The organism is Sphingomonas rubra, from assembly GCF_900115745.1.
GTDB classification, from domain to species: domain Bacteria; phylum Pseudomonadota; class Alphaproteobacteria; order Sphingomonadales; family Sphingomonadaceae; genus Sphingomonas; species Sphingomonas rubra.
In genome coordinates this window covers 40,246-67,061 of the sequence record NZ_FOXP01000002.1, presented here as the reverse complement: position 1 = coordinate 67,061, position 26,816 = coordinate 40,246, and the positions used below count along the sequence as shown (strand labels likewise).

30 protein-coding genes, 1 tRNA gene and 1 riboswitch are annotated in these 26,816 nt (G+C 71.1%); of the genes, 14 read left to right on the top strand and 17 right to left on the bottom strand.

What is annotated here, in order from left to right; all coding sequences use genetic code 11:
• Positions 1–12 precede the first annotated feature (12 nt).
• Positions 13–1,416, bottom strand: coding sequence for a pyruvate dehydrogenase complex dihydrolipoamide acetyltransferase (locus BM145_RS02775; protein WP_093331043.1), 1,404 nt, complete (start codon positions 1,414–1,416; stop codon positions 13–15).
• A gap of 115 nt (positions 1,417–1,531) precedes the next feature.
• Here BM145_RS02775 and BM145_RS02770 point away from each other — a divergent pair, with 115 nt between their 5' ends.
• On the top strand, positions 1,532–1,987 hold the full coding sequence (locus BM145_RS02770) for a universal stress protein (protein WP_093331041.1): 456 nt from the start codon (positions 1,532–1,534) through the stop codon (positions 1,985–1,987).
• A 16-nt stretch (positions 1,988–2,003) separates the two neighbouring features.
• Here BM145_RS02770 and BM145_RS02765 read toward each other — a convergent pair whose 3' ends face one another.
• From BM145_RS02765 to BM145_RS02750, 4 genes are read right to left on the bottom strand one after another with little or no spacing between them, the layout of a single operon-like run.
• A complete protein-coding gene (locus BM145_RS02765) occupies positions 2,004–2,528 on the bottom strand; it encodes an RcnB family protein (RefSeq protein ID WP_177200067.1) in 525 nt (174 codons plus the stop codon).
• 40 nt (positions 2,529–2,568) lie between these two features.
• Positions 2,569–3,048 (bottom strand): GAF domain-containing protein, encoded by a 480-nt coding sequence (locus tag BM145_RS02760; RefSeq protein ID WP_093331034.1) that lies wholly within the window; start codon positions 3,046–3,048, stop codon positions 2,569–2,571.
• A complete protein-coding gene (gene arfB, locus BM145_RS02755) occupies positions 3,048–3,446 on the bottom strand; it encodes an alternative ribosome rescue aminoacyl-tRNA hydrolase ArfB (protein WP_093331032.1) in 399 nt (132 codons plus the stop codon). The genes BM145_RS02760 and arfB overlap by 1 nt, the downstream gene beginning before the upstream one ends.
• Positions 3,443–4,141, bottom strand: a complete 699-nt coding sequence (locus BM145_RS02750) for an RluA family pseudouridine synthase (protein ID WP_093331030.1) — start codon at positions 4,139–4,141, stop codon at positions 3,443–3,445. The genes arfB and BM145_RS02750 overlap by 4 nt, the downstream gene beginning before the upstream one ends.
• Positions 4,142–4,170: 29 nt before the next feature.
• Here BM145_RS02750 and BM145_RS02745 point away from each other — a divergent pair, with 29 nt between their 5' ends.
• On the top strand, positions 4,171–4,902 hold the full coding sequence (locus tag BM145_RS02745; RefSeq protein ID WP_093331029.1) for a M15 family metallopeptidase: 732 nt from the start codon (positions 4,171–4,173) through the stop codon (positions 4,900–4,902).
• Between the two features lie 306 nt (positions 4,903–5,208).
• Here BM145_RS02745 and wrbA read toward each other — a convergent pair whose 3' ends face one another.
• From wrbA to BM145_RS02720, 5 genes are all read right to left on the bottom strand, one after another.
• A complete protein-coding gene (gene wrbA, locus BM145_RS02740; RefSeq protein ID WP_093331026.1) occupies positions 5,209–5,811 on the bottom strand; it encodes an NAD(P)H:quinone oxidoreductase in 603 nt (200 codons plus the stop codon).
• A gap of 101 nt (positions 5,812–5,912) precedes the next feature.
• Positions 5,913–6,629, bottom strand: a complete 717-nt coding sequence (locus BM145_RS02735) for a pirin family protein (RefSeq protein ID WP_093331025.1) — start codon at positions 6,627–6,629, stop codon at positions 5,913–5,915.
• A gap of 131 nt (positions 6,630–6,760) precedes the next feature.
• Complete coding sequence (locus BM145_RS02730; RefSeq protein ID WP_093331023.1) at positions 6,761–6,970, bottom strand: DUF1289 domain-containing protein; 210 nt, start codon at positions 6,968–6,970, stop codon at positions 6,761–6,763.
• Positions 6,967–8,325 (bottom strand): DEAD/DEAH box helicase, encoded by a 1,359-nt coding sequence (locus BM145_RS02725; protein WP_093331021.1) that lies wholly within the window; start codon positions 8,323–8,325, stop codon positions 6,967–6,969. Before BM145_RS02725 ends, BM145_RS02730 begins: the two co-directional genes overlap by 4 nt.
• Before the next feature lie 107 nt (positions 8,326–8,432).
• Entirely contained in the window at positions 8,433–8,882 is a 450-nt protein-coding gene (locus tag BM145_RS02720; protein ID WP_245739019.1) for a hypothetical protein, read from the bottom strand.
• A gap of 9 nt (positions 8,883–8,891) precedes the next feature.
• Between BM145_RS02720 and BM145_RS02715 the strand changes: the two genes are divergently transcribed.
• The 3 genes from BM145_RS02715 (at position 8,892) to BM145_RS02705 (ending at position 11,911) form a co-directional block, all read left to right on the top strand.
• Positions 8,892–10,361, top strand: coding sequence for an FAD-binding oxidoreductase (locus BM145_RS02715; RefSeq protein ID WP_425441076.1), 1,470 nt, complete (start codon positions 8,892–8,894; stop codon positions 10,359–10,361).
• A 35-nt stretch (positions 10,362–10,396) separates the two neighbouring features.
• Entirely contained in the window at positions 10,397–11,161 is a 765-nt protein-coding gene (locus BM145_RS02710; protein ID WP_093331014.1) for a SapC family protein, read from the top strand.
• 213 nt (positions 11,162–11,374) lie between these two features.
• The gene (locus BM145_RS02705) at positions 11,375–11,911 is read left to right on the top strand and encodes a cytochrome b (RefSeq protein ID WP_093331011.1); all 537 of its coding nucleotides are present in this window, start codon (positions 11,375–11,377) and stop codon (positions 11,909–11,911) included.
• A 156-nt stretch (positions 11,912–12,067) separates the two neighbouring features.
• On the opposite strand, the gene BM145_RS02700 is transcribed toward BM145_RS02705, so the two are convergent.
• Positions 12,068–12,907, bottom strand: a complete 840-nt coding sequence (locus BM145_RS02700; protein WP_093331008.1) for an N-formylglutamate amidohydrolase — start codon at positions 12,905–12,907, stop codon at positions 12,068–12,070.
• Between the two features lie 89 nt (positions 12,908–12,996).
• On the opposite strand from BM145_RS02700, the gene cpdR reads away from it, so the two are divergent.
• From cpdR to BM145_RS15935, 9 genes are all read left to right on the top strand, one after another.
• Positions 12,997–13,374, top strand: coding sequence for a cell cycle two-component system response regulator CpdR (gene cpdR, locus BM145_RS02695; protein ID WP_093331005.1), 378 nt, complete (start codon positions 12,997–12,999; stop codon positions 13,372–13,374).
• Between the two features lie 46 nt (positions 13,375–13,420).
• Positions 13,421–13,495: transfer RNA gene (locus BM145_RS02690), tRNA-Val, on the top strand.
• 136 nt (positions 13,496–13,631) lie between these two features.
• Positions 13,632–14,432 carry a peptidylprolyl isomerase gene (locus BM145_RS02685; RefSeq protein WP_093331003.1) on the top strand — a complete coding sequence of 267 codons (801 nt, stop codon included), beginning with the start codon at positions 13,632–13,634 and terminating at the stop codon, positions 14,430–14,432.
• Entirely contained in the window at positions 14,429–15,466 is a 1,038-nt protein-coding gene (gene queA, locus BM145_RS02680) for a tRNA preQ1(34) S-adenosylmethionine ribosyltransferase-isomerase QueA (protein ID WP_093331000.1), read from the top strand. Before BM145_RS02685 ends, queA begins: the two co-directional genes overlap by 4 nt.
• On the top strand, positions 15,463–15,984 hold the full coding sequence (locus BM145_RS02675; protein WP_245739016.1) for an EF-hand domain-containing protein: 522 nt from the start codon (positions 15,463–15,465) through the stop codon (positions 15,982–15,984). The genes queA and BM145_RS02675 overlap by 4 nt, the downstream gene beginning before the upstream one ends.
• Positions 15,981–17,120 carry a tRNA guanosine(34) transglycosylase Tgt gene (gene tgt, locus BM145_RS02670; RefSeq protein ID WP_093330996.1) on the top strand — a complete coding sequence of 380 codons (1,140 nt, stop codon included), beginning with the start codon at positions 15,981–15,983 and terminating at the stop codon, positions 17,118–17,120. The genes BM145_RS02675 and tgt overlap by 4 nt, the downstream gene beginning before the upstream one ends.
• Positions 17,117–17,311 (top strand): hypothetical protein, encoded by a 195-nt coding sequence (locus BM145_RS02665; protein WP_093330993.1) that lies wholly within the window; start codon positions 17,117–17,119, stop codon positions 17,309–17,311. Before tgt ends, BM145_RS02665 begins: the two co-directional genes overlap by 4 nt.
• Positions 17,312–17,313: 2 nt before the next feature.
• Positions 17,314–20,163 (top strand): M16 family metallopeptidase, encoded by a 2,850-nt coding sequence (locus tag BM145_RS02660; RefSeq protein WP_093330990.1) that lies wholly within the window; start codon positions 17,314–17,316, stop codon positions 20,161–20,163.
• A gap of 66 nt (positions 20,164–20,229) precedes the next feature.
• Positions 20,230–20,385 carry a hypothetical protein gene (locus tag BM145_RS15935; RefSeq protein ID WP_177200066.1) on the top strand — a complete coding sequence of 52 codons (156 nt, stop codon included), beginning with the start codon at positions 20,230–20,232 and terminating at the stop codon, positions 20,383–20,385.
• A 67-nt stretch (positions 20,386–20,452) separates the two neighbouring features.
• On the opposite strand, the gene BM145_RS02655 is transcribed toward BM145_RS15935, so the two are convergent.
• From BM145_RS02655 to BM145_RS02630, 6 genes are all read right to left on the bottom strand, one after another.
• Complete coding sequence (locus BM145_RS02655) at positions 20,453–20,872, bottom strand: glycine zipper 2TM domain-containing protein (RefSeq protein ID WP_177200065.1); 420 nt, start codon at positions 20,870–20,872, stop codon at positions 20,453–20,455.
• A gap of 57 nt (positions 20,873–20,929) precedes the next feature.
• A complete protein-coding gene (locus BM145_RS02650) occupies positions 20,930–21,355 on the bottom strand; it encodes an OsmC family protein (RefSeq protein WP_093330986.1) in 426 nt (141 codons plus the stop codon).
• Between the two features lie 53 nt (positions 21,356–21,408).
• Positions 21,409–22,410 carry an adenosine deaminase gene (locus BM145_RS02645; protein ID WP_093330984.1) on the bottom strand — a complete coding sequence of 334 codons (1,002 nt, stop codon included), beginning with the start codon at positions 22,408–22,410 and terminating at the stop codon, positions 21,409–21,411.
• A 91-nt stretch (positions 22,411–22,501) separates the two neighbouring features.
• Positions 22,502–24,463: a TonB-dependent receptor plug domain-containing protein gene (locus BM145_RS02640; RefSeq protein WP_425441079.1), complete on the bottom strand. Its 1,962-nt coding sequence runs from the start codon at positions 24,461–24,463 to the stop codon at positions 22,502–22,504.
• A gap of 140 nt (positions 24,464–24,603) precedes the next feature.
• A riboswitch (cobalamin riboswitch) is annotated at positions 24,604–24,817 on the bottom strand.
• Entirely contained in the window at positions 24,816–25,610 is a 795-nt protein-coding gene (locus tag BM145_RS02635; RefSeq protein ID WP_093330982.1) for an ABC transporter ATP-binding protein, read from the bottom strand. It overlaps the preceding riboswitch by 2 nt.
• Positions 25,604–26,590, bottom strand: coding sequence for a FecCD family ABC transporter permease (locus BM145_RS02630; protein ID WP_093330979.1), 987 nt, complete (start codon positions 26,588–26,590; stop codon positions 25,604–25,606). Before BM145_RS02630 ends, BM145_RS02635 begins: the two co-directional genes overlap by 7 nt.
• Positions 26,591–26,816: the final 226 nt, after the last annotated feature.

Genomic DNA, 26,816 nt, shown 5'->3' with positions numbered 1-26,816 from the left:
CCCGTCCCGGCCTCAGGCGAGCATGCCCAGCGGGCGCTCGACCAGCTCGCGGAACGCCTTCATCAGCTGCGCGCCGTCCGCCCCATCGATCGCGCGGTGGTCGAAGCTGCCGGTCGCCGACATCACCGTCGCGACGCCCAGCTCGTCGCCGTTCACGACCGGGCGCTTCTCACCCGCGCCGACCGCCAGGATCATGCCCTGGGGCGGGTTGATGACCGCGTCGAACTGGGTGATGCCGAACATGCCCATGTTGCTGATCGAGGCGGTGCCGCCCTGATATTCCTCTGGCTTCAGCTTGTTGTCGCGTGCGCGGGCGGCGAGGTCCTTCATCGCGGTTGAGATGGACGACAGCGAGCGGCTGTCCGCTTCCTTGATGATCGGCGTGATGAGCCCCGACGGCGTCGACACCGCGACCGAGATGTCGGCGCGCGCGAAGGTAATCAGCTGATCCGGCGTGAACATCACGTTGCACGCCGGCACCTGCACCAGTGCGACGCCCAGCGCCTTCACCAGCATGTCGTTGACCGACAGTTTGACGCCGCGGCCCTCGAGCGACTGGTTGAGCTCGGCCCGCAGCTTCAACAGCGCGTCGAGGCGCACGTCCACCGTCAGGTAGATGTGCGGCACCTGCTGCTTCGACTCGGTCAGGCGGCGCGCGATCGTCTTGCGGACGTTCGACAGCTTGGTCGCCTCGTGCGGCACGTCGGGGATCGCCGCCGGCTTGGCGGCCGGCGCCGGTGCGACGGGCGGCGACGCGGCTTCGGCCTTGGCAGGAGCCGCGGCATCCGGAGCCTTGGCTCCGCTCGGCACCGCGCCCGCGCCCTCGACGTCCGCCTTGACGATGCGGCCGTTGGGCCCGGAGCCGCTGACGGCGGCGAGGTCCACGCCCTTCTCCGCCGCGATCCGCCGCGCGAGCGGGCTTGCCTTCACGCGCGAACCGTCGCCGCCGCTCGGCGTGGCCGGCGTCGGTTCGGCACCGGCGTTGTCGGGCCGGCCGTGATCCTCGGCACTCGCCTCGGTCCGCTCCACCTTCTCGCCCTCGTTGCCCTTGGCGTTGGGATCGCTTGGATCGGGGCGGCCCTTGAACTCGGGATCGGTCGGTTGCGGCGTGTCCGACTTCGTCGGTCGGGGCGTGTCCGACTTCGCCGACGTCTCGACGGAGGAAGCATCCTCGCCTTCCTCCGCCAGGATCGCGATGGCGGCGCCGACCTTCACGTTGTCGGTCCCCTCGGGCACCAGGATCTTGGCGATGATGCCCTCGTCGACCGCCTCGAACTCCATGGTCGCCTTGTCGGTCTCGATCTCGGCCATGATGTCGCCGGACTTCACCTGGTCGCCCTCCTTGACCAGCCATTTGGCGAGCGTGCCCTCCTCCATGGTCGGCGACAGCGCGGGCATCTTGATCTCGATCGACATGGAAGGTCCCTATAAGTCTCGGCCGGGCGGCGTTCCGTAGCGGCACGTTCTCTCGTCCCCATGCGCGCCCCGGTCAACCCTTGCGCGGGGCATCGGCACGCGTCACACCATCGTCATGCGCATCTATCTGGTGGTGATCGACGACAGCCCGGAAGCGGAGATCGCGCTGCGCTTCGCCGCGCGCCGCGCGGTCAAGACCGGCGGCGGCGTCGAGATCCTGGCGCTGCTGCCACCGCAGGAGTTCATCGCGTTCGGGGGCGTGCAGGCGACGATCGAGGCGGAGGAGCGGCAGCGCGCCGAGGGGCTGGTCGCCGCCGCCGCAGGCACGCTGATCGCCGAATCGGGACTGCGCCCGACGCTGCGGATCAAGGACGGGGACGGCCCCAGGGTGATCCGCGATACCATCACCGCCAATCCGGACATCGCCGCGCTGGTGCTCGGCGCCGCGGCCAGCGGGGCACCCGGCGCGCTGGTGACGCACTTCACCGGTGCCGACGCGGGCGCGCTGTCCGTCCCGGTGATGATCGTGCCGGGCTCGCTGACGCGCGAGGAGATCGACCGGCTGAGCTGAGGGCGCCGCGCCGCCGTCACCGAGGCCGCTTCGGCACCTCGCTGGTGGTGGTCACCACCGAACCGCGCGCGCCGACATAGCCGTCGCTCGCCGTGACCGTCGTGACGCCCGGCGCGGGTTTCGCGCGGCCGGCTCGCGCGGGGCGGTCGGCCCGGTGCCAGTCGATCCCGTCGACCGTGTCGTACACCGTACCGTCTCCGTCGATCAGCACCGCGTCGTCATAGTAGCGCGACCAGTAAGCGCCGCCGGGCGGCGGGGCGAGCGCATAGTCCGCCCAGTTGCCGACCGCGAAGTCCGGCTGCCCCCAATAAGGCGGCAGCGCCTGACCCGGACGGAGCGGGCGGTAACCGTCCCAGCCGCCCGGCGCGTTCCAGCCGCCGACCCAGCGGCCCTCGCGCTGGGGCCAGGAACGGACGACACCCTCTCGCGATCGCCGAGTACCAGCCGACCGCGCACCATCACCGCGACCGTCGCGCTGTGCCTCGGCCGCGTCGCCGGCCGCCAGCACCATGACCAGTCCGGCGATCAGAAGCGTCCGCATCCCGTTTCCTTCCCCTTGGCGCGCGACCACGCTGTCCCGATCAGAGCCGCCGGGCGAGCAGCGCCGCGATCGCCTCGCACCCGTGCGCGTCCTCGGCATCGAACCGCGCCGGCACCGGGCTGTCGAGATCGATCACGCCCAGCACCGCCCCGTCGCGGACGATCGGGACCACCAGTTCGGACCGGCTCGCCGCGTCGCAGGCGATATGGCCGGGAAAGGCGTGTACGTCGTCGACCCGCTGCGTGCTCGCCGACGCCGCTGCCGCGCCGCAGACGCCGCGGCCGAACGGGATGCGGATGCACGCCGCCTTGCCCTGAAACGGCCCCAGCACCAGCTCGTCGCCGACCGTGCGGTAGAAGCCGGCCCAGTTCAGGTCGGGCAGGTACTGCCACAGCAGCGCCGCGGCGTTGGCCATGTTGGCGACCGCGTCGGGCTCGTCCGCGGTCACCGCCTCCGTCGCCTTCAGCAGGTCGCGGTACAGCGCCGCCTTGGAACCGGCGTCCACGTCGAATTCGTACATCAGTCCATCCTTATCCGGCCGCGCCCCGCCTTGACCTGGGATCGGCCCTTCTTCTCGTCCACCCGCCGCGCCTTGGCCGCGCGGCTCGGCTTGGTCTTCACCCGCCGCGCCTCGCGCTCCTCCGCCTTGGCGAGCAGTTCGGCCAGCCGCTCGCGCGCGTCCGCCCTGTTCGCCTCCTGCGTCCGGTAGCGCCGGGCGGTCAGCACCAGCGTCCCGCCCGCGGTCAGCCGGCTGCCCGCGAACAGCTTCAGCCTTCGATAGGTCTCCGGATGCAGCCCCAGCCGGTACACGTCGCAGCGCAACTGGCACGCGGTCGCCACCTTGTTGACGTTCTGCCCGCCCGGCCCCGTCGCCGCGAGGAACCGCTCGTCGAGCGCGTCCTCCGGCACCGCGATCATTGGGCGAGTTCCGCCCAGGTGCCGAACCGTTCGGGCAACGGCGCCTCGCCGCGGATCGGCTCCTTGCCCGGTCGCGGCACCACCAGCTCGGCGGCATGGAGCAGCATGCCCTGTCCTGAGCCTGTCGAAGGGCCCGGGCCCGAACCTGCCGAAGGACCACCCGCATCGCCACGGCCGTAAACCGGGTCGCCGACGACGGCCGCGCCCAGCCCGCTCGCCGCGTGGACGCGGATCTGGTGGGTGCGCCCGGTCTGCGGCCGGAACTCGACCAGCGTCTGCCCGTCTCGCGCCCCGATCGCGCGCCATGCCGTCCGCGCCGCCTTGCCGCGCGTGTCGGGCACGATCCGCCATCCCGCCTCGGCGGTGCTGGTCTTGCCCAGCGCCAGCTCGACCGCCCCCTCGCCCTCGACCAAGCCGTCGAGCACCGCCAGGTAGCGCTTCTCCACCAGTCCCTGCTCGAACGCCTGCTGGAAGCGCGCGCCCGCCTTGGGATTGCGCGCGAGCAACAGGCAGCCGCTGGTGTCGCGATCGAGCCGGTGCACCGCCACGGGCCAGCGCTGGAAGCCGAAGCGCAGGCTTTCCAGGTGATTCTCCAGGCTCAACGAGCCGTCGCGAGGGCGGTCGACCGGCAGCCCGGCGGGCTTGTCGATCACCAGGGCCTCGCCGTCGAGGAACAGAACGCGGTCGCCGTGCATGGCGGCTCCTTGCCACCGGGGAGCCGCGCATGCCAGAGGCACCGGCGATGCTCGCGCTTCTTCTCGCCCAGGCGCCCCTTCTCGCCCAAGTGGCAATCCCTGCCGCGACCGACGGTCGCGTGCTCGGCCATTATCCCTATGGCGACGTCGCGCCGGGCGAGCTGGTCGACGCGCCCGACGGCTTCGGCCTGCACGGATGCCGCGTCCGGGCGGAGGTGCTGCCCGACCTGCAGCGTCTGCTCGCCGCCGCCGCGGCCGCACTCGGCCCCGGCGCGCTGCGTGGCCTGTCCTGCCACCGATCGGTCGAGCGGCAGCGCGGCGTGTTCGCCGGCGGCGGCCAGGGATCGAGCGAGGACCGCGCCATTTCCGTCGCGCCCGCCGGGCACAGCGAGCACACCACCGGCTACGCGATCGACTTCGCCGTGCGCCCCTCGCCCAACTGCCCCGACATCGAGGCGTGCATGGCGGTGACGCCGCAGGCGCGCTGGCTCCACGCCAACGCGCCCCGCTTCGGCTTCGAACTGAGCTTCCCGCCCGGCAACGCGCAGGGCGTCAAGTGGGAGCCGTGGCACTGGCGCTGGGTCGGCGTCACCGCCGCCGCGCCGGGAGCCGCCAGGGCGCGCTTCACCTTCGCCAAGGCACGCGCGGCGTTCCCGGCCGATCCCGGCATTACCCCGCCACTCGTCATCGTCCTGACCGGCCAGCCCGACCCACCGGTACGACCCGCGCCGCCCCCGGAAAAGAAGCGCCGGCGCCGATAACCCATCATGCCGGGCCCGTCCCGGCATCCAGAGCCACGCACGCCCGGCCACTTGGCTCTGGAACGGGATGACGAGATGTTGACCCATCACCGTTCGCCCTGAGCGACGTCGAAGGCAGGCGGCGAGCGGGCGGTTTGTGGCCGGTGCTTCGACGTCGCTCAGCACGAACGGGTCGGAGATGTCATCCGACTCTATGCAAAACGCCTTCGAGGCACGTCCTTCTCCGTCACCCCGGGCTTGTTCCGGGGTGACGAAGGAATGTCGCCAAGGCCTAGCACGAGGCCCGCGGAACGATGGCGGTGGAGCTTATCCGAACAGCTTGCCCGCCATCTCCGCGATCCGCTTGCCCTGGTAGCGCGCACCGGCGAGCTCCTCGGCGTGCGGCTGACGGCTGCCGTCGCCGTCGGCGATCGTGGTGGCGCCGTAGGGCGATCCACCGCGCACCTCGGCCACGCCCATCTGGCCCTGGAACCCGTAATCCAGGCCGACGATCGACAGGCCATGGTGGAGCAGGTTGGTGATGATGGAGAACAGCGTCGTCTCCTGCCCGCCATGCTGGCTGGCGGTGGAGGTGAACGCCCCGCCGACCTTGCCGACCAGCGCCCCCTTCGCCCACAGCCCGCCGGTGGTGTCCCAGAACTGCGCCATCTGCGCGGGCATCCGCCCGTAACGGGTCGGCGCGCCGACGATGATCGCGTCGTACTGCGTCAGCGCGTCGGGGCTCTCGATCACGGGGTGCGCGGTGTCGGTCTTGAAATGGGCGGCCTTCACCACCTCGTCCGGCGCCGTCTCGGCCACGCGGCGCACGTCGACCTCCGCCCCGCCGGCCCGCGCACCCTCGGCCACGGCGTCGGCCATCTGCTCGATATGGCCGTAAGAGGAGTAATAGAGCACCAGTATTTTGGTCATGAGAATACCTTTCGATCGATCATTTGCCCCGGCGAAGGCCGGGGTCTCTCAGCAACGGGCAGATCCAAGTCTGCGGGGTAACGCCTGAGCCTGCCGACGATTCAGGCCGCGTCGACCAGCACGATCTCGGCATCCTCGAGCGCTTCGATCGTCACCGTGCGGCCGCCGGGGATCGCCGCGCCGTCGCGGGCGTCGATCCGCTCACCGTCGACCAGCAGCGCACCGGTGGCGGGCACCAGATAGGCGTGGCGCCCCGCCCCCACCCGGTGCTCGACCCGCTCGCCCGCGGCCAGCGTTGCCGCCAGCACGCGCGCCTCGGCACGGATCGGCAGTGCCTCCGCGTCCTCGGCGAACCCGCTCGCCAGCACGGTCAGCCTGCCCGAGCGTTCGCCCTTGGGGAACGGCTTCGCTCCCCAGCTCGGCTCGCCGCCGCGCCGGGTCGGCTCGATCCAGATCTGGAACAGCGTCGTCGGCTCCGCCTCGACATTATACTCGGCGTGGCGGACGCCCGATCCGGCGCTCATCACCTGCACGTCGCCGGCGGCGGTGCGGCCCTGGTTGCCCATCGAATCCTGGTGCGTGATCGCGCCGCTGCGGACATAGGTGATGATCTCCATGTCGCGGTGCGGATGAGGCGGAAAGCCGCTGTTCGGCGCGATCACGTCGTCGTTCCACACGCGGATCGCGCCCCAGCCCATCCGCGCCGGATCGTGATAGCCACCGAACGAGAAATGATGCCGCGCGTCCAGCCAGCCATGATCGGCGTGACCCAGCGTATCGAAACCGCGCCGCTCGACGGCGCTCCTGAGGTCGGTCATCGAAGAGAACTCCTTGCTTGTCGCCAAGATGAGGAGCGCCGATCATCGCGTAAATGGAAACGATAGAAAATGGTTGTTTCCGGAAAGCGTGTTCACGGCTTTGTCGGCGCGACGCTGGATGCCGAGTCTTCCTATGCCGGTCGCGCCTTCAACGCCGCCATGCGCGGCGGCAGGGCCGCGCGGATGGCGCGGCGCTCGTCGGCGGGCTTGGCGCTCCAGTTCATGATCTCGGGGATGGTGCGACCGCAGCCCAGGCACCAGCCGGTGGCCGGGTCGATCTGGCAGATGTTGACGCAGGGGCTGGCGACGCTCGCTGGCTCCGGCGCAACCAGTTCGATCATCCGCGTGCGGACAGCGCGACGTGGAGGAAATCAGGCACCGGGCCGTTCCAGCCCGCGTCGACCGCCTCCTCGCGGCGCGGCGGACGCGCAGCGGCGCGTGGCTCGGGCCGCTCGGTGCGTGGCTCCGACCGCTCGGCACGTGGCTGGGGCCGCTCGGCGCGTGGCGAGCGCTCGCGCCGCGGCAGGCGCGCCGATTCCTCGCGGGCCTCGTCGCGCGGGGCGCGCTCGGGCTCGGCGGGCGCAGCCAGCCGAGCGATCTTCTGCCCGGTCAGCTTCTCGATATTGTCGATGTTCTCCGCGTCCTCGGGGCCCACCATCGTGTAGGCGGTGCCGGTCGCGCCCGCGCGTCCGGTGCGGCCGATGCGGTGGACGTAATCGTCCGGATGCCAGGGCGCATCGAAATTGAACACGGTGGACACGCCCTTGATGTCCAGCCCGCGCGCCGCGACGTCGGACGCGACCAGGATGGTGACGTGACCGTCCTTGAACAGGTCCAGCTCGGCGATGCGCTGCGCCTGTTCCATGTCGCCGTGGATCTCGCCCGACTTGAAGCCGTGCTGCTTCAGCGACTTGTTGAGCTCGCGCACCGTGGTCTTGCGGTTGCAGAAGATGATCGCGTTGGTCACCTCGGGCTGTTCCAGCAATTCCCGCAAGCGCCGCCGCTTGTCGTGGCCGCCGCCCGACACCGGCACCAGCCATTGGGTGATGTTGGTGTTGGTGGACGCGGGCCGCGCCACCTCGATCCGCTTGGGATTGTCGAGGAACTTGTCCGCCAGCTTCTTGATCGGCGGCGGCATGGTGGCGGAAAAGAGCAGTGTCTGGCGCTGTTTGGGCAGCTTGGTGCAGATTTCCTCGATATCGGGGATGAACCCCATGTCGAGCATCCGGTCCGCCTCGTCGATGACCAGCATCGAGCAGCCGGTGAGCAGGATCTTGCCCCGCCCGAACAGGTCCATCAGTCGGCCCGGCGTCGCGATCAGCACGTCGACGCCCTTCTCCAGCGCCGCGATCTGGTCGCCCATCTGCACGCCGCCGATCAGCAGGGCCATGGAGAGGTTGCTGTTGGCGCCGTATTTCTCGAAATTCTCGGCGACCTGCGCGGCCAGCTCGCGCGTCGGCTCCAGGATCAGGCTGCGCGGCATGCGCGCGCGGCTGCGGCCATGGGCGAGGATGTCGATCATCGGCAGCACGAAGCTCGCCGTCTTGCCCGTCCCCGTCTGCGCGATGCCGATGATGTCGCGCATCATCAGCACGGGCGGGATCGCCGCCGCCTGGATCGGCGTCGGCTCCGAATAGCCGGCGTCGGTCACCGCCTGGAGGAGTTCGTTGGAAAGGCCGAGATCGGCGAAGGGCATGCAGTTGTCCGGATCAGGGCGCGAGGAAACCCACGCCGGCATCCCGCGCGCTCGCGTAACCGGCGCGAAAAGTCAAGGCAAAGGGGGTGCTGGCGCCGCGCGAAGCCCTATCGCCGCTGGGTCAGCAACCGGAAACGATCGATCGCGCACGCCGCGCCGGATCGGATGCGGATCACGTCGCGATCGGCGCACAGCATGCCGTCGCTGCCCGGCCGCACGTAGAAGCCGGAATAGAAGCCCGCCGAGCGGCACTCGCCCTCCAGCCGCGCGCGGATGCGGCGCCCGTCGCTCATCAACAGGTCGACCGAGGCGGGCGCGGCGATGGTCGCGGCGCTGACCTCCGTCAATTTCAGGCAGCGCGGCGCCTTTCGCTCCCGCCAGCGGACGGGCGAGGCGGGGCCCGCCTCGGTACGCGGCACCCGGATCACGACCCGTTCGTGGATCGTCCAGCGCTGGACCACGCCGCCCGGCATGATCGCCATCATCGCCGGGACCAGCGTGGACAGGATGAGAAGAAAGGAGGGCGCCATGATGCTGGACCGGGATGTAGCGGCCATGATTGAACGATGCATGAACTCCCTCTAGCGATCACCGGCATGTCGCCCGCCCAGAACGCCATGCTCGCCGACCTGCGCGCGGTTCTGCCGCCCCCCGCGATCGTCACCGATCGCGCGCTGATCGCGCCGTGGGAGGTCGACTGGCGGCGGCGCTTCGCCGGCACCGCGCCGGCGCTGCTCGCGCCCGCGACGACCGCGGAGGTGCAGGCGATCGTCCGCGCCGCCGCGCGTCACCGCGTGCCGCTGGTCGCGCAAGGGGGCAACAGCTCCATGGTCGGCGGCGCCACCCCGCCCGCCGACGGCGGCGTGCTGCTGCTGTCGCTCCGCCGGCTGGACGCCGTGCGCCGGATCGACGCGGAGGCCGGGCTCGCCATGGTGGAGGCGGGCGTGGTGCTGCAACGGCTGCACGAGGCGGCCCTCGACCGCGGTGTCCGCTTTCCGTTGACGCTGGGCGCGCGCGGTAACGCCACCGTGGGCGGCCTCGTCTCCACCAACGCGGGCGGCACGCAGGTGCTGCGCTTCGGCACCATGCGCGGGCTGACGCTGGGGGTGGAGGCGGTGCTCGCCGACGGTTCGGTGCACGACGGGCTGCAGGCGCTGCCCAAGGACAATCGCGGCTACGACCTGGACCAGTTGCTGATTGGCGCGGAGGGGACGCTGGGCATCGTCACCGCCGCGACGCTCAGGCTGGTGCCCGCGGCGGGATCGCGCACGGTGGCCTGGGCGGGGGTGGCCGACCCGGCGGCGGGGCTGGCGCTGCTGCGCCGCTTCCAGCGCGCGACCGACGCGGTGGAGAGTTTCGAGATCATCCCCGCCGGCACCCTCGCCGCCGCGCTGGCGCACCTGCCGGGCGCGCGCCCTCCCCTCGCCGGCGCGCACGCCTGGCACCTGCTGATCGAGGCGACCGCGCCGACCGGGGCCGAGCCGCCGACCGCTACGATCGAGCAGGTGCTCGCCGTCGCGATCGACGACGGCCTGGTCGCCGACGCGACGATCGCGGCGAGCGAGGCGCAGGCGGAGGCGTTCTGGGCGCTCCGCCACGCCCTGTCGGATGCCGAGCGCGCCCGCGGCCCCGCCGCCCAGCACGACATCGCCGTGCCGGTCGCCGCGATGCCGCGCTTCATGGAGGAAGCCGCCGCGGCGTGCGAGGCGCGCTTTCCCGGCACCCGCGCGTCGGGCTTCGGCCATCTCGGCGACGGCAACATCCACTTCCACGTCCGCGCGCCCGCGGGAGCCGATCCCGCCCGCTGGTACGCCGAGCAGGCGCCCGCGATCAGCGGCTTCGTCCATGATCTGGTGACGGCGGCCGGCGGCACCATCTCGGCCGAGCACGGCATCGGGCAGATGAAGGCGGGCGAACTCGCGCGGCTGCTGCCGCCCGGCGACCTCGCCGCGATGCGCGCGATCAAGCACGCGCTGGACCCGCTCGGCCTCTTCAACCCGGGCAAGCTGCTTGCGCCGGTTTCCACCGCGGCATAGGACCGCGGCAACGTTCCACCTGGAGTTCCCGATCCATGGCCAGCGCGCCGCAACTGCCGCTCTTCTACAACGGTCTCGAGCCGCTCTCCAGCGAGGCGCATACGGGCTATCGCATCCGCCAGATGGACTCGGCGCCCTTCCTGGTCGGCCAGCACGCCATCCCGGTGACCACCGACGAGTTTCCGCTGGTCCAGCGCCACATGCCCATCGTCTTCTCGGTCGGCGACGACGCCATCCCGCTCGCGCTGATGGGCCTGAACGAGGGCGTCAACGTGTTCGTCGGCGACGACGGCAAGCTGACGGAGGCGAACATCTACGTCCCCGCCTATGTCCGCCGCTACCCGTTCATGCTGGCCAAGCTGCGCCCGGACGCGGACGAGCTGTCGCTCTGCTTCGACCCGACCAGCGATGCGATCGGCGCGTTCGACGAGGGCGAACCGTTGTTCGAGGGTAAGGAGCCCAGCCAGGCGACCAAGGACATCCTCGGCTTCAACGAGACGTTCGAGCAGGCCGGCCAGCGCACCCAGAACTTCATGCGTGAACTGCGCGAGCAGGGCCTGCTGATGGACGGCGAGGTATCGATCCAGCCGGAGGGCGCCGACCAGCCCTTCGTCTATCGCGGCTTCCAGATGGTCAACGAGCAGAAACTGGCCGACCTGCGCGGCGACCAGCTGCGCAAGATGAGCCAGTCGGGCATGCTGCCGCTGCTCTACGCCCACCTGTTCTCGCTGTCGCTGATGCGCGACGTGTTCGCGCGCCAGGTGCAGCAGGGCAAGACGCCGCCGGCGCAGCTGGGGTAAACCGGCCGTCCCGGTCGGGCCACTCCGCCCCGGCGACGGCCGGGGTCCAGTTGAGGGACAATCGCGGTAGATCGAGACCGCTTTCCCACCTGGGCCCCGGCCTCCGCCGGGGTGACGACGAGGGCAAGCGGCCCGCCTTCGTCCGAATGAAGGGGGTATTGCGCGGCAAACCCGGCTATGTGCGGAATGGAACCGCACCAGGGGAGCCGAACGATGGACGCCAGGACCGAACCCGCCGCGCGCTACTCGCGCGTCGCCATGTGGTTTCATTGGACCATCGCCGCGCTGGTGATCGTCAACCTGGTCATCGGCATCTTCCACGATGCACTGGGCGGCATGTCGATCCACAAGGCGATCGGGTTGACCGTGCTGGCGCTGACGGCGGGTCGCGTCGCCTGGCGGATCGCGCATCGGCCGCCGCCGCTCCCCGCGCACACGCCGGCATGGGAACGCGGTGCCGCGCACGCGACGCACTGGGCGCTGTACCTGCTGATGATCGCCATGCCGGTGACCGGCTGGCTGATGGTGTCGGGCGGGGCGACCCGCCGGCCGCTGACCTGGTTCGGGCTGTTCGACCTGCCCTATCTGCCGGTCGGCGAGGCGGCGGGCGGGTTCGGCCACGACGCGCACGGGCTGCTCGGCTGGCTGATGCTGGCGCTGGTCCTGCTCCACGTCGCTGCGGCGCTGCGCCACCGGCTGCTCCTGCGCGACGGAATCCTCGCGCGGATGGCCCCCGCGCTGGAGCGGTGAAGATTTTTCCGGAGCGCCCTTGAACCTTTGGCCGCGATAATTATTTCAGTCTCGTACGGCATCGTGTCCCCCCTTTCGCGACGCCGTACGACACGCTTTCAGCGTGTCTCCTCCCTGAACCTTGGCCACCTCGCGCGATCAGCGCGGGGTGGTTTTTTATTCGGCGGCCTGGCTCAGCGGCCAGCCGATCTCCCGCTCCAGCGCGGTGACGACCCGCCGCACCAGCGCCGCCGTCCGCGCCAGCCCGTCGCCCGGTTGGTCGAGCGCCGCGTCGAGATACAGGGCCCGGTCGAGTTCCAATTGGATCGCGTGAATGCCGCGCGCCGGGTCGCCGTGCCGCTCGGTGACGTGTCCCCCCGCATAAGGAGCGTTGCGCGCGACGCGGAACCCCGCCGCGGCCGCCTCCACCCGCGCGACCAGCGACGCGCCCGCGCTCGTTCCGTGCCGGTCGCCGATCACCACCTGCGGCCGCCCCGACCCGAGCGGCGGCATGGAGTGGAGGTCGAGCAGCACCGCCGCCCCGTGCCGCGCCCGCGCCGCGGCGAGCAGCGCGGCGAGCCGATCGTGATAGGGCCGGTGATCGGCGGCGATGCGCGCGTCGATCTCCACCCCGGCGAAGCGACCACGCCACAATTCGCCCGTTCGCCCGGCGCGCAACGGCACCAGCCCCAGGCCGCTGCGCAGCTTGGCGGAGGCGCGCGCCGTTGCGGAGGCGCCGGTGTCCACGCGCGGATCGCGCTCGTGCTCCGAGCGGTTGAGGTCGATCCACGCGCGCCCGCGCCGCTGCACCAGCAGCGTCTCCGCGCCGCGGGCGGCCAGTGCCACCGCGTCGACATGGCGATCCTCCAGCATCACCAGCGCCGCCACCGGCACGCGCAGCGCCGCGAGCAGCGTTGCCGGATAATCACGACCCGCGTGCGGCACCGACACGATCACCGGCGACGCCGGATCATCGCCGCCATGCTGGTCGAACCCGCGCTGCACTCCTCGCTCCATTCGTCGCAGCCTAGCGGCGCTCCACGCGATTGCGACGAGATTTCTTAACCCCGCGGCCCTACACAGCCGCTCATGACGAGAGACGCGCGATGATCCGGATCCTGCTGGCCGAGGACGACGACGTGATGCGCGACTATCTCGCCCGCGCGCTGGAGCGGTCGGGCTACTCGGTGGTCGCGGTCGACCGCGGCACCGCGGCGCTGCCGCTGATCGAGGCGGACGCGTTCGACCTGCTGCTGACCGACATCGTCATGCCGGAGATGGACGGCATCGAGCTCGCCCGCCGCGCCGGCGAGATCGCGCCGGACATGCGCGTCATGTTCATCACCGGCTTCGCCGCGGTGACTCTGACCGTCGGGCGCGAGATGCCGGGCGCGCGCGTCTTGTCCAAACCCTTCCACCTGCGCGAGCTGGTGGCGGAGGTGGACCGACTTTTTCAGGCCGACGGCGCCTCCACCATCATTTAGGGCCTTGGCAAGCCGGCCGGGCGCCCGTAAAGGCCCCTCCTCGCGTGGGCGTATAGCTCAGTGGTAGAGCACTGTGTTGACATCGCAGGGGTCGCAAGTTCAAACCTTGCTACGCCCACCATCCTCCTCCTTCCGCCTCGGCCCACCCCGCCGACCATCTCGCGGAAGGAGCCGGCCTCCGGGCCATTCTATTCAGTTTGGCGCAAGGCGACGGATGCTCTACAGCGCCGCCGGTCACCTGTTCTGAGTGGAATTCGATGCGTCTTCTCGCCGAACTGTTCGCGTTCGCCGCCTGTCTCGCCACCGTCGCTCCCGCCCCCGTCCTGGCGCAGGCTAAGCAGGCCAGGCCCGCGCCCTTGAAGGTGGAGCCCACCGCGCCGCAGGCGGCCCGCCTCGCGCCGCCGCCGGTCACCGACAAGGCCAATCTGCTGCTGCTCGACCTGTCGACCGGCGGTCGCGTCACCATCTGGCTGCGGCCGGACGTCGCGCCCAAGATGGTGGAACGCGTGAAGACGCTGACGCGCCAGCATTTCTACGACGGCCTCACCTTTCACCGGGTGATCGATGGCTTCATGGCGCAGGGCGGCGATCCCAAGGGCGACGGCACCGGCGGGTCGCAGCTGGCCAACGTGCCGGCCGAGTTCAACTACCTGCCGCACGTGCGCGGCGCGGTGTCGGCGGCGCGGGCCGAGGACAAGGATTCGGCCAACAGCCAATTCTTCATCGTCTTCCAGCCGCGGCTGTCGCTGGACAAGAAGTACACGGTGTTCGGCCGGGTGATCGACGGCATGGAATATGTCGACGCCGTGCAGCGGGGCGAGCCGCCGATCGATCCCAGCCGCATCGTCCACGCCTATATCGCCGCGGACAATCCCCCCGCCTACGTGCCCGCCCCCGCGCCGCCGCCTGCAGGGTTGGGCGCGCCGGTGACGCTGCCGGGCACGGCCGCGCCCGCCGGCGTCGCCGCGCCCAAGCCCGCCGCGAACGATCCGGCGCCGCCTCCGGCCTCCCGCACCGCTCCTCGCCCCGCCCCCCGCCAGGCTGCGCCGCGCCGTTGAACGTCGACCTTTTCGATTTCGACCTGCCGCCGGAGCGGATCGCGCTCCACCCCGCCGCCCCGCGCGATGCGGCGCGGATGCTGGTGCTGGACGGCCAGGCGACGCGCGATGCGGGGGTCGCCGACCTGCCCGCGGCGCTCCGCCCCGGCGACTGCCTGGTGTTCAACGACACCCGCGTCATCCCCGCGCAACTGGACGGCCATCGCGGTGAAGCGCGGATCGGCGCGACCCTGCACAAGCGCGAGGGGCCACGCCGCTGGCGCGCCTTCGTTAAGGGCGCCAAGCGGCTGCGCGACGGCGACCTGATCGACTTCGGCCACGGCGTCGGCGCCACCAGCACCGCGCGCGGAGAGGACGGCAGCTGGGCGCTCGACTTCGCCGGCGACGAGCCGGTCGAGCTGCTGCTGGAGCGCGCCGGCCGCATGCCGCTGCCGCCCTATATCGCCGCCAGGCGCGGCATCCGGCCGAGCGACGCGGACGATTACCAGACGATGTTCGCCGACGAACCCGGCGCCGTCGCCGCCCCCACCGCCGCGCTCCACTTCACCCCCATGCTGATGGCCGCGCTCGGCGAGGCGGGGATCGGACACGAGACGCTGACGCTGCACGTCGGTGCGGGCACCTTCCTGCCGGTCAAGGCGGCGGACACCGACGACCACCGGATGCACGCCGAATGGGGCCGGATCGACGCCGCCACGGCTGCGCGCCTCAACGCCGTGCGCGCGCGCGGCGGCCGGGTGATCGCGGTCGGCACCACCTCGCTCCGCCTGCTGGAGAGTGCCGCCGACGTGGACGGCACGATCCGGCCGTTCGAGGGCGATACGGCGATCTTCATCACCCCCGGCGTGGCGCTCCGCGCGGTTGACGGGCTGCTGACCAATTTCCACCTGCCGCGCTCGACGCTGTTCATGCTGGTCTCGGCGCTGATGGGGACCGATCGGATGCAGGCGGCCTACGCGCACGCGATCGCGCAGGGGTATCGTTTCTACTCCTACGGCGACGCGTCGCTGCTCCTGCCCGGAACACGCCCATGATCCTGCCCGCGTTGTTGATGGCGCTCGCGCTCCAGACCGCCCAGACGACGCCGCCCGTCGCCGACGGTCAGGAGGTGGTGGTGCGCTCGTCCAACCGGCCGTCGCCGCAGACGCCCGCGACGATGGTGGTGGAGCCCGTGGCAATGTTCATCGCCGCCTGCGACGCCGACGGCGACGGCGTCACCGCCAGCGCGGAACTCGATGCCTGCGTCGCCCGCTCTTTCGCCGCGATCGATATCGGCGGCACCGGCAGGCTCCGCTACCTCGCCTATGCCGACTGGGCCGCGCGGTACCTGGGCGACGCCAACGCGCTGCCGTCGCCGTTCGACGTCGACCGCGACACGGACGACCAGGTGACGCTGGACGAATTGCAGCGCCAGTTCGCCAAGCTCTACACCCGCTTCGACAAGGACGGGCGGCCGGGGATCAGCCGCGCCGAGCTGCTCACCTTCCGCACCGCGCCCGTCGACGCGAACGGCCCGGCGCGGTCCGGCGTGTCGAAGAAGGGCAAGCGATGACGCGCTTCGGTTTCCGCATCGACGCGACCGACGGCCGCGCGCGCACCGGGGTGATCGACACGCTTCGCGGCGCCATCCGCACGCCCGCCTTCATGCCCGTCGGCACCGCCGCGACGGTCAAGGCGATGAAGCCGGCGGACGTCCGCGCGTCGGGCGCGGACATCATCCTCGGCAACACCTACCACCTCATGCTCCGCCCCGGCGCGGAGCGGGTGGCGAAACTCGGCGGCCTTCACCGCCTGATGGGCTGGGACCGGCCGATCCTGACCGATTCGGGCGGCTACCAGGTGATGAGCCTCGCCGACCTGACCAAGCGGTCGGAAGAGGGCGTGTCGTTCAAGTCGCACCTCGACGGCAGCCGCCACCTCCTCTCGCCCGAGCGGTCGATCGAGATCCAGCGGCTGCTCGGCTCGACGATCGTGATGGCGTTCGACGAACTCGTCCCCACCACCTCCAGCCGGGAGGTGCAGGCCGCGGCGATGGAGCGATCGATGCGCTGGGCCCGGCGCAGCCGCGCGGCGTTCGACGCCGGTGGCGATCACGCCGCGAACAACGCGATTTTCGGCATCCAGCAGGGCGCCCTGGACGAAGGATTGCGGAAAAGCTCCGCCGACGCGCTGATCGACATCGGCTTCGACGGCTACGCGGTCGGCGGCCTCGCGGTCGGCGAGGGGCAGGAGGCGATGTTCGCCTGCCTCGACTTCGCGCCCGGCCAGCTGCCCGCCGACAAGCCCCGCTACCTGATGGGCGTCGGCAAGCCGACCGACATCGTCGGCGCGGTGGAGCGCGGCATCGACATGTTCGACTGCGTGCTGCCTACCCGCTCCGGCCGGACGGGCCAGGCGTTCACCCGCGCCGGCCCGCTCAACCTGCGCAACGCGCGCTTCGCGGAGGACGACGGCCCGCTCGACCCCGCCTGCCCCTGCCCGGTCTGCGCCACCTGGAGCCGCGCCTATCTCCACCATCTCGTCCGCTCGCAGGAAATCCTCGGCGCGATGCTGATGACCGAGCATAATATCTGGTTCTACCAGGTGATGATGGCCGATCTGCGCGCGGCGATCGCGGAGGGGCGGCTCGCCGCCTTCGCCGACGCCTTTCGCGCGAGCTACGCCGGCGAGCAAGGAGAGAGAAGATGACCGAGCAGGACCAGCCCAACGAGATCGTCGCCGCCGCCGCCGCGATGAAGGCGCAGGCGGAGGCCGCCGCCGGGGCGGTCGCCGACAAGACGAAGGGCTGGCCGATCGCCCGCATCGGGCTGGGCGTCGGCATCGGGTCCGCCGCGGTCGCCGCCGCCGTGCTGTTCGCCAACCGCAACAAGGACAAGTGACCATGACCTTCCGCTCGGCGCTGCTCGCGTCCGCCCTGCTGCTCGCGCCCGCGACGGCCTTCGCCCAGGCGCGCCCCGCCCCGGCGCCCGCTGCGGGAGCGACCGCGGTCAAGCCGCTCGCCTTTACCGAGCGGACGCTGGCGAACGGCCTGCGCGTCTACGCCCTGCGCGACACAGGCACGCCCAACGTCTCGGTCCAGGTCTGGTACGACGTCGGCTCAAAGGACGACCCCAAGGGCCGTTCCGGCTTCGCGCACATGTTCGAGCATTTAATGTTCAAGGCGACGCGCAACCTGGTGCCGGAGCAGATCGACCGCCTCACCGAAGACGTGGGCGGCTACAACAACGCCTCCACCAACGACGATTACACCAATTATTTCGAGGTGGTTCCCGCCAACCACCTGCAACGGCTGCTGTTCGCGGAGGCCGACCGGATGGCGAGCCTGGTGGTCGAGCCGGTATCCTTCGCCTCCGAACGCGACGTGGTGAAGGAGGAGCTGCGCCAGCGCACCCTGGCCCAACCCTATGGCAAGCTGCTGTCGATCTACTATCCCGAACTCGCCTACACCGTGCATCCCTATGCCCGTCCCGGCATCGGCAGCCTGGAGGATCTGGAAGCGGCGAAGATCGATGACGTGCGCGCCTTTCACGCCACTTATTACCGCCCCGACAATGCGGTGCTCGTCGTCTCCGGCAACTTCGACCCGGCGCAGCTGAACGCGTGGGTCGATCAGTATTTCGGCCCGATAAAGCGCCCCTCCACGCCGATCCCGCGGGTAACGGTGCGCGAGCCCGCGCGCACCACGCCGGTCGTTCGCACCGTGTACGAGGCGAACACGCCGCTTCCGGCCGTGCTGATGAGCTGGCACCTGCCACCCGATCGCGATCCGGACATCGCCGCGATCACCGTGCTCAACGCGGTGCTGGCGACGGGTGAGAGTTCGCGCCTGTACGAGAGCCTGGTCTATCGCGACCAGCTCGCCCAATCGGCGTCGACCTTCCTCGACACCAAGCAGGGCACCGGCAATTTCGTCGTCTACGCGATCATGGCGGGCGGCAAATCGGTGGCGGACGGAGAGGCGGCGCTCCGCCGGGAGATCGCGCGCGTCCGCGACCGGCCGATCAGCGCCGCCGAGCTGGCCGAGGCCAAGAACGAGATCCTGACCGCCGCCATCCGTGGTCGCGAGACGGCGGAAGACAAGGGCTCGACGCTCGCCGCCGCCGTCATCGTCGACGGCGATCCGCGTGCCGCCGACCGGCAGATCGCCGCTATCGGCCGCGTCACCGCCGCCGACGTGCAGCGCGTCGCTCGCAAATATCTCGCGGAGAACGCGTCGGCGACGATCCGCTACCTGCCCCTCGAGCAGCGGCCCGCCGGCGCGCCGGCGAACGCCATCGCGATCGCGCCCACCGTGCAGGTCGCCGACCTGCGGGCGCCCGCGGGGATCGAGATCGTCACCCCCGCCCCTGCCGGGCAGCGCGTGCTGCCGCCACCACCGGCCAGGCCGGTGGCGGTCAACCTGCCAAAGCCTGTGGAGGCGCGGCTCGCCAACGGGCTGCGCGTCATCACCGTCGAGCAGCACGACCTGCCGCTGGTCACCGCGACGCTGGTCGCGACCGGCGGCGCGGCCAGCGATCCCGCGGGCCGTGCCGGTGCCTCGCGCATGTCGGCCGAGCTGCTGACCAAGGGCACGCGCACCCGCTCGGCCGCCGAGATCGCGCGCGCCGTCGAGCAGCTCGGCGGCTCGATCGGCGCCGATGCCGGCAATGACGGCGCGACGATCAACCTGACGGTCAAGTCGGACCAGCTCGATGCCGCCGCCGCGATCATGGCCGACGTCGCGCGCCGGCCCGCCTTCGCGCCCGACGAGATCGAGCGCGCGCGCACCCAGGCCGTCGACAGCGTCACCGTCGCGCTGAAGAATCCGGGGCAGCTCGCCGGTCTGGTCGCCGACCGGGCGGTGTTCGGCAGCGGTCCCTACGGCGCACCCGCCGATGGCACCCCCGCCTCGCTCAAGGCGCTGACCCGCGACGACGTGGTCGGCGCCTATGCGCGCACTTGGTCGCCCGATCATGCTGCGCTGGTGCTGGTCGGCGACGTGACGCCTGCCGCGGCGCGCGCACTGGCCGAGAAGCAGTTCGGCAGCTGGCAGGCGACCGCCACGCCCGCGCCGCCGGTCGCGCCCGCCGCCAACCCCAGTCCGCGCGTGATCGTGGTCGACATGCCGTCCGCCGGCCAGGCGGGCGTCGTCGTCGCGCGGCCGGGCCTCACCCGCGCCGATCCGCGCTATTATCCGCTGTCGGTCGCCAACGCGGTGCTCGGCGTCGGCTTCTCGTCGCGGCTCAATCAGGAGATCCGGATCAAGCGGGGCCTCGCCTACGGCGCGAGCAGCGGCGTCTCGGCCGGGCGGCTGCCGGGCGACGTGGTCGCGCGGACGCAGACCAAGAACCCGACCGCGCCCGAGGTGGTGCAGTTGATCGCCGCCGAGATGGCACGACTGGGCAGCGAGCCCGTGCCCATGGCGGAACTCGACACCCGCAAGGCGGTGCTGGTCGGCAATTTCGGCCGCGCGATCGAGACCACGTCGGGAACTGCGGGCATTCTCGGCGGCTACGTCGTCCAGAATGTGGCGCTGGACGAGTTGCAGCGCTTCACCGGCAAGGTGGAGGGCGTCGATCCGCGCACCGCGCAGGCCGCTGCCGCCACGCTGCTCGACCCCAAGGCTGCGAGCATCGTGGTAGTCGGCGATGCCAAGCAGTTCATCGAGCCGCTACGCGCCCGCTACCCCAAAATGGAGGTGATCCCGGAGGCGGCGCTGGACCTGAACACGCCCGCGCTGCGCCGCCCGTGACCGGTCGCTCCTGATGCGGAACACCGCGGCCATCCGAACGGTTGGCCGCGGTGGAAGGAGCATCACATGGACGATCCCATCAAGCCCACCGAAGAAACCGACCGCCCCAATCTCTCAACCGAGCACCAGCAGCAGGGCGACGCCCGCCGCCCCAGCGACAAGCTCGACCGCGACCAGCCGCCTCCCGAAGAGACGATCCCGCGCAAGTCGTCGCTGACCTGACGCCGACACGGGAGACAAGGACCCGAGGCTGGGCGCCGCCCCGCCTCGGGTCCGCCGTTACATTTCGTCAGCGGCACCGCACATTGTTGCGGTCGATCGCCCGTCCGGCGAGCGCGCCGCCGGCCGCGCCGAGCAAGGTGCCCAGCGTCTCCGACCCGCCGCTCGCGATGACGTTGCCGAGCACGCCGCCCGCCGCGGCACCGACGAGCAACCCCGTCGTGCCGTCGTTGCGCCGGCAGTAATAACGCCCGTTCTCGCCGCGATAGATGCGATCGTTGCGGCTGAGCCGGCGCTCGCGATAACGTGGTCCGTCGACATAGTAGCGATCGGCGTAATAGCCGCCGTACGCCGGATCAGGCCGGTTGTAATCGTACGAGCCGTAGCGTGCGTAACGCGGATCGCCGCCATAGCCGCCGCCGGCACAACCGGCGGTCAGCGTGGCGGCGGTCATCGCCGCGCCGATCAGGGCAAGGGACGTGCAACGCATGGGCGATCTCCTGATGGATGATAACCGTCCAATGTCCGATCGCCCCGGAAAGTTGCCTCAGCGCAAGCTGTGCTCCAGCGTGATCTCCGCGGTGAGCAGCTTGGAGATCGGGCAGTTCTTCTTCGCCTCGTTCGCGATACGGTCGAAATCGTCGGCACCGATGCCCGGCACCTCGGCGGTCAGCGTCAGGTCCGACCGGGTCACCTTGAACCCGTCGCCGTCCTTGTCCAGCGTCACCACCGCCTTGGTGTCGAGCGTGCCGTCGTTATATCCCTCGCTCGCCAGCGCGAAGGCGAGCGCCATGGTGAAGCAGCTGGCGTGCGCGGCGGCGACCAGCTCCTCCGGGTTGGTGCCCGGCTGATCCTCGAACCGGGTGTTGAAGCCGTAGGGCTGGTCGGACAGCACGCCCGATTGCGTGCTGACGCTGCCTTTGCCTGGCTTGCCGAGGCCCTGATACTGGGCAGTGGCGGAACGCTTGGTCATGGGATGCTCCTGATGTTCGGGGACGCAAACGGCGCGCGCGCCGCGCCGTTCCGTCAGCCGCGCACGAAGGCGTCCAGCTGCGCCAGGTGGCCGGCCAGCGCCTCGTCCGACAGGAACGCGCCCAGGAAGCTGTTGCGCGCCAGCGTCACCACCTGTTCGCGCGACAGCCCGCGCGCAGCGGCGACGGCGCGGTAGTTCTCGGCGACGTAGCCGTCGAAATAGGCGGGGTCGTCCGAGTGGACGGTCGCGCGCAGCCCCGCGTTCAGCATCCGGTCGATCGGATGCACGTCGAGGCTGGCGACGTTGCGCAGCGCCACGTTGGACAGCGGACACACCGTCAGCGTCATTGCCTCGCGCGCCAGCCGCGCGACCAGCAGCGGATCGTCCAGGCAGCGGTTGCCATGATCGATCCGGTCGACGCGCAACACGTCCAGCGCCTCGCGCACGTAATCCGCCGGCCCCTCCTCGCCCGCATGCGCGCACAGCCTCAGCCCGCGCTCGCGACTGGCGGCGAAGACGCGCGCGAATTTGGCGGGCGGGTTGCCCAGTTCCGACGAATCGAGGCCGACACCGACCAGCCGGTCCAGCCACGGCTCCGCCTGGTCCAGCGTGGCGAAGGCATCCTCCTCGTCCAGGTGGCGCAGGTAGCTCATGATGAGGCCGACGGTCATGCCGTGCCGCGCCTTCGCCCCCTCGATCGCCGAGAGCAGCCCGCGCACCACCACCGCGAACGGAATGCCGCGGTGCGTGTGCGTCTGCGGGTCGAAAAAGATTTCGGCATGGACGACGCCGTCCGCCGCCGCGCGGTCGAAATAGGCGGCAGCGAGGTCGTGGAAATCCTCCTCCTCGCGCAGCACCGCCGCGCCCGCGTAATAGATGTCGAGGAAGCTCTGCAGGTCGGTGAAGCGGTAGGCGGCGCGCACCTCCTCGACGCTGGCGAACGGAATGGCGACGCGATTGCGCTGGCCCAGCGCCACCATCATCTCGGGCTCCAGCGTGCCCTCGATATGCAGGTGCAGCTCGGCCTTGGGAATGGCGCTGAAGAAGTCGGTCATGGTCACTCGTCCCGCTGGTCCGTCCCGCGCGTCATGCCCCGCCGCCGGTCGCGAGAACACCCCTCCCCCGAATGGGGAGGGGCTGTTTCCGTCAGAACCTGCCGCGGAACCCCGCATAGATGCTGCGCCCCAGCGTGCCGAAGCCCGCGGCCGTACGGTAATCCTCGTCGAACAGGTTCTCCGCGCGCACGAACAGGCGCACCGTGTCGGAGATCGGCACCTCGCCGCGCAGGTCGATCAGCGTGTAGGACGACAGCCGGGTGAAATCGAACGCGTTGTCGAACGTCGCGCCCGAATGGCGCGCCGCCGCGCTCAGCGTCAGCGCGTTGGGGACGGTGTAGCTCGCCGCGACGTTCCAGGCGTGGCGCGGACGGCGCGGCAGCTGCCGGCCGAACCCGGCCGAGTCCGCCGAGCGATCCTCCGACGAGGTCCAGCTGTAATTGCCGTCGATCGCCACCCGGTCCCACAGCGCGACGCGGCCCGCCGCCTCGACGCCCTTGGCGAAGGCGCGCGCGAAATTGGTGTAATAGCCGAAGCGCGCCGTGCCCGTGCCCGGCGTGCGGCACAGCGGGTCCGCCGCCGCCGCCGCGCCGAAGCAGCTGGCGAAGGTGATGAGGTCGCGCGTCCGCCGCTCGAAATAGGTCGCGCCGATCGAGACACGGCCGTCCAGGAACCGCTGCTCCGCGCCCGCTTCCCAGCCCTTGGCCCGCTCGGCGTCGAGCGCCTCGTTCCCGAACTCCGAAAAGAGCTGGTACAGCGTCGGCGCCTTGAAGCCCTCCGAATAGCTCGCCCGGATCACCGTGCCCGTGGGCAGCGCCCACACGCCGCCGCCCGCGAACAGCGTCTGCCCGCCGAAGCGGCTGTGATCGTCATGGCGCACGCCGCCGGTCAGCGTCAGCCCGCTCACCACCTCGGCGTTGAGCTGGCCGTAGACGCTGGTGATGTCGGCCTTGGCGCGCGACGCCGCCGGCACCGCGACCGCCAGGCTGGCCGGCGGCGAGACGGTGCGGAAGCGGCTTTCCTCATGCTCGGCGCCGAACACCGCGTCGATGCCGGATAGGATGCCGACGCTGCCCTGATACTCGTACCGCTCGTTGCGGCCGACGCCGTCGAACGTCTGCGGGCGCGCGCGCGCCGGGTTGTAGCTGTCGCGGTCGGTATCGGTGTAGCCGAAGCCGAAGCGATTGCGGAACCGCCCGTCGAATAGCGCGGCGTTGAGGCCGGCATAGCCGACGAACTCGCGGTTGCGCGCATATTCCAGGCTGTCGGTCAGGAACCCGTCGGTATCGACCCGCCCGTCCGAGTAATAGCCGCGCAGGTCGGCGCTGATCCCCTCGGCCAGGTCGAGCAGCGCGCGGCCCGCGACCGACCGGTTGGAATAACCGTCGCGCTCCGTACCTTCGTCAAAGGCGGAGATGCCGTCGGTGGTGAACGCCTGCGCGCCGATCCGCCAGCTGAGCGGGCCGGTGCGCCCGCCCGCCGCGGCCCGGCCGCTGACGGTGTCGCGGCTGCCCGCCTCGACGTCCAGGCTGCCTTCGAGCGGCGCGTCGGCCAGCGGCGTCACCACGTTGACGACGCCGCCGATCGCCTGGCTGCCCCACAGGATCGACTGGGGGCCGCGCAGCACCTCGATCCGCGTCGCGTCGCCGACCAGCAGCTTGCTGAAATCGTAACCGCCGCCGGGCGACGACGGATCGTTGATCTTGACGCCGTCGACCACCACCACCGTCTGGTCAGCCTCCGCGCCGCGGATGCGCAGGGAGGTCAGCGTGCCGTAGCCCCCGTTGCGCGACAGCGTGACGCCCGGCGTGCGCACCAGCAGGTCGGAGACGACGAAATCCCCGGCGCGGTCGATCGCCGCCTTGTCGAGCACGGTGATCGAGGCGGGGACGCGGTCGATCTCGGTCGGCGCGCGGTTGGCGGTGACGACGATCGTGCCCGGCTCGGCGGCGTTGCTGCCGCCCGCCTCCTGCGCCTCGGGCAGGGCGGCCGCGTCGGGTGCGGGCGCCTGCACGTCGGTGGCGACCTGGGCGTGGACGGATATCGGCGCGATCGACGCGATACCGGCGAGAAGAAGATACTTCACTGATAAACCCCAAATGACGATGCGCCCCGAAGCCCTGGGCTTCGAGACGGTGGTTGTTCGTCGTTTCGCGGGTTCACCCCCGTCCGTCCGGCACACCCTGGCCGGTCGAAGAACGACCGCGACGGGCAGGTCTCCTGGCTCGCGGGTCAATGCCGGCCGGCAGGGCGATCCTGCCGAACCCCGTCGTGCCGCCTTCTCGGGGAAACCCCAATGGCATGTGGCACGCTGGCTCGCCGCTCACAGTTGCAGGGGCAGCCGGGGTCTCGAACCCCGTTCCCTTTTCATCCCCGTTGCCGGGGAACCTGTCGCGGCGCGGCCCTTAGGCGGGGGGCGACCGCCCCGTCAACGGCACGCGGTCCAGCGGCACCAGCAGCGGTCGTTCGCCGCCCGTCACTGTGGCCGTGATGCCATAGACCTCCGCCAGCAACGCCGGCGTCAGCACCGCCGCGGGCGGCCCGTCGGCGACCAGCGCGCCGTCCGCCATCACCAGCACCCGGTCGCAGAAACGCGCGGCCAGCGTCAGGTCGTGCAGCACCGCGACGACCAGCCCGCCCGCGTCCGCCTCGGCGCGCAGCAGCTCCATGCCCTCGATCTGGTGGGCGGGGTCCAGGCTGGCGAGCGGCTCGTCGGCGACCAGCACCGGTGCCTCCACCGCCAGCGCGCGGGCGAGCAGCACCCGCGCCCGCTCGCCGCCCGACAGCTCGGTGGCGACGCGGTCGGCCAGCGCGCCGACCTCGGCGCGCGCCATCGCCCGGTCGATCGCCGCGCGGTCGGCGGCGCCGATCCGCGAGAAGGGGCCGAGATGCGGCAGCCGACCGAGCGCCACCAGCCGCTCCACCGACACCGGCCAGTGCAGCAGCTGCCCCTGCGGCAGATAGGCGACACGGCGCGCGATCTCGCCACGCGACAGCGACGCGCGCGGCACCCCGTCGATCGACACCGCGCCCCCGTGCGGCAGCAGGCCGAGCAGCGCGCGCACCAGGCTGGACTTGCCCGCCCCGTTGGGGCCGAGGATACCGACCAGCGCGCCCGCCTTCAGCGTCGCGGAAACGCCGCGCACCACGGTGCGCCGGCCCAGCGTCACCGACAGGTCGCTCGCCGACACGCTCACCACAGCCGCCGCTCCCGCATCAGGTGGACCAGGAACACCGGCACGCCCAGGAACGCGGTGACCACGCCCAGCTTCAACTCGTTGGTCGACGGGATCACCCGCACCGCCACGTCGGCGAGGGTCAGCAGCACCGCACCTGCCGCCGCGCTCGGCCACAATACCGCCGATGGGCTGCGATCGGTCAGCGGGCGGACGAGGTGCGGCACGATCAGCCCGACGAAGCCGATCGATCCCGACACCGCCACCGCCCCGCCAACGCCGATCGCGGTGCCCAGCAGCAGCCGCGCACGCGTGCGGCGCAGGTCGACGCCCAGCGCCGCCGCCCCGTCCTCGCCCAGCGTCAACGCGTCGAGCGCCCGTCCCTGTCCCGCCAGCAGCGCGACGCCGATCGCGATGCACGGCAGCGCCAGCAGCACGTGCCGGAACGACCGGTCCTCCAGGCTGCCGAGCAGCCACGTCATGATCTCGATCGCTGCGAACGGGTTGGGCGACAGGTTCAGCGCCAGGCTGATCCCCGCCCCCGCCAGCGTCGCCACCGCGATGCCGGCCAGGATCAGCGTCAGCGCGCTCTCCGACCGGCCGGCCAGGACGAACAACAGCGCCAGCGCCGCCAGCGCGCCGGCGATCGCCACCAGCGGCAGCGCCGCCGGGTACTGGGCGGCCAGCCCGAAATAGAGCGCCACCACCGCTCCCAGCGCCGCCCCGTTGGAGGCGCCCAGCACCGACGGCTCGGCGAGCGGATTGCGCAGATATCCCTGCAACGCGGCGCCGGCGAGGCCCAGCATTGCGCCGACGCCGAGTCCCAGGATCGCGCGCGGCAGCCGCAGCTCGACCAGGATCGCGCGCTCCACCGGGTCGCCATGCCCGATCAGCGCCGCCCAGGCCCGCGCCGGCGGAATGCTCGCGCTGCCGACGCCAACCCCGAGCAGCAGCGCGGCGACCAGCGCCAGGATCAGGACCGGCCACAGCCAGCGTCGGGTCATTCACGGGTTCTCGAAACGGGAGGAGGCACGCCGCCTAATGCGGATCGACATTCAACGCCACGCCTCATCATCCACCCCGGCGAAGGCGAGACTTCTGCGAAACTCCTCGAAGGGCAATTCTTCTTCCGTCACCCCGGACCTTTCGACAGGCTCAAGACAGGCTTGTTCCGGGGTCCATGGCGCCGCGAAATCAACAGCTTATTGGTTTGCGGCACGGTGGATGCCG

Bases quoted from the DNA above. Each gene is read 5' to 3' on its own strand.
- BM145_RS02760 (WP_093331034.1), bottom strand. From the start codon at position 3,048: ATGTACGAATTCGACGTGGACGCCGGTTCCAAGGCGGCGCTGTACCGC.
- BM145_RS02665 (WP_093330993.1), top strand. From the start codon at position 17,117: ATGACCGAGCAGGACCAGCCCAACGAGATCGTCGCCGCCGCCGCCGCG.
- BM145_RS02685 (WP_093331003.1), top strand. From the start codon at position 13,632: ATGCGTCTTCTCGCCGAACTGTTCGCGTTCGCCGCCTGTCTCGCCACC.
- BM145_RS02675 (WP_245739016.1), top strand. From the start codon at position 15,463: ATGATCCTGCCCGCGTTGTTGATGGCGCTCGCGCTCCAGACCGCCCAG.
- BM145_RS02705 (WP_093331011.1), top strand. From the start codon at position 11,375: ATGGACGCCAGGACCGAACCCGCCGCGCGCTACTCGCGCGTCGCCATG.
- arfB (WP_093331032.1), bottom strand. From the start codon at position 3,446: ATGATCGCGGTGCCGGAGGACGCGCTCGACGAGCGGTTCCTCGCGGCG.
- BM145_RS02655 (WP_177200065.1), bottom strand. From the start codon at position 20,872: ATGCGTTGCACGTCCCTTGCCCTGATCGGCGCGGCGATGACCGCCGCC.
- BM145_RS02645 (WP_093330984.1), bottom strand. From the start codon at position 22,410: ATGACCGACTTCTTCAGCGCCATTCCCAAGGCCGAGCTGCACCTGCAT.
- BM145_RS02770 (WP_093331041.1), top strand. From the start codon at position 1,532: ATGCGCATCTATCTGGTGGTGATCGACGACAGCCCGGAAGCGGAGATC.
- BM145_RS02775 (WP_093331043.1), bottom strand. From the start codon at position 1,416: ATGTCGATCGAGATCAAGATGCCCGCGCTGTCGCCGACCATGGAGGAG.
- BM145_RS02750 (WP_093331030.1), bottom strand. From the start codon at position 4,141: ATGCACGGCGACCGCGTTCTGTTCCTCGACGGCGAGGCCCTGGTGATC.
- BM145_RS02700 (WP_093331008.1), bottom strand. From the start codon at position 12,907: ATGGAGCGAGGAGTGCAGCGCGGGTTCGACCAGCATGGCGGCGATGAT.
- BM145_RS02725 (WP_093331021.1), bottom strand. From the start codon at position 8,325: ATGCCCTTCGCCGATCTCGGCCTTTCCAACGAACTCCTCCAGGCGGTG.
- BM145_RS02650 (WP_093330986.1), bottom strand. From the start codon at position 21,355: ATGACCAAGCGTTCCGCCACTGCCCAGTATCAGGGCCTCGGCAAGCCA.
- cpdR (WP_093331005.1), top strand. From the start codon at position 12,997: ATGATCCGGATCCTGCTGGCCGAGGACGACGACGTGATGCGCGACTAT.
- BM145_RS02720 (WP_245739019.1), bottom strand. From the start codon at position 8,882: ATGGCCGCTACATCCCGGTCCAGCATCATGGCGCCCTCCTTTCTTCTC.
- BM145_RS02660 (WP_093330990.1), top strand. From the start codon at position 17,314: ATGACCTTCCGCTCGGCGCTGCTCGCGTCCGCCCTGCTGCTCGCGCCC.
- BM145_RS02710 (WP_093331014.1), top strand. From the start codon at position 10,397: ATGGCCAGCGCGCCGCAACTGCCGCTCTTCTACAACGGTCTCGAGCCG.
- BM145_RS02730 (WP_093331023.1), bottom strand. From the start codon at position 6,970: ATGATCGAACTGGTTGCGCCGGAGCCAGCGAGCGTCGCCAGCCCCTGC.
- BM145_RS02735 (WP_093331025.1), bottom strand. From the start codon at position 6,629: ATGACCGACCTCAGGAGCGCCGTCGAGCGGCGCGGTTTCGATACGCTG.
- BM145_RS02715 (WP_425441076.1), top strand. From the start codon at position 8,892: ATGCATGAACTCCCTCTAGCGATCACCGGCATGTCGCCCGCCCAGAAC.
- BM145_RS15935 (WP_177200066.1), top strand. From the start codon at position 20,230: ATGGACGATCCCATCAAGCCCACCGAAGAAACCGACCGCCCCAATCTC.
- tgt (WP_093330996.1), top strand. From the start codon at position 15,981: ATGACGCGCTTCGGTTTCCGCATCGACGCGACCGACGGCCGCGCGCGC.
- BM145_RS02630 (WP_093330979.1), bottom strand. From the start codon at position 26,590: ATGACCCGACGCTGGCTGTGGCCGGTCCTGATCCTGGCGCTGGTCGCC.
- wrbA (WP_093331026.1), bottom strand. From the start codon at position 5,811: ATGACCAAAATACTGGTGCTCTATTACTCCTCTTACGGCCATATCGAG.
- BM145_RS02745 (WP_093331029.1), top strand. From the start codon at position 4,171: ATGCCAGAGGCACCGGCGATGCTCGCGCTTCTTCTCGCCCAGGCGCCC.
- BM145_RS02765 (WP_177200067.1), bottom strand. From the start codon at position 2,528: ATGCGGACGCTTCTGATCGCCGGACTGGTCATGGTGCTGGCGGCCGGC.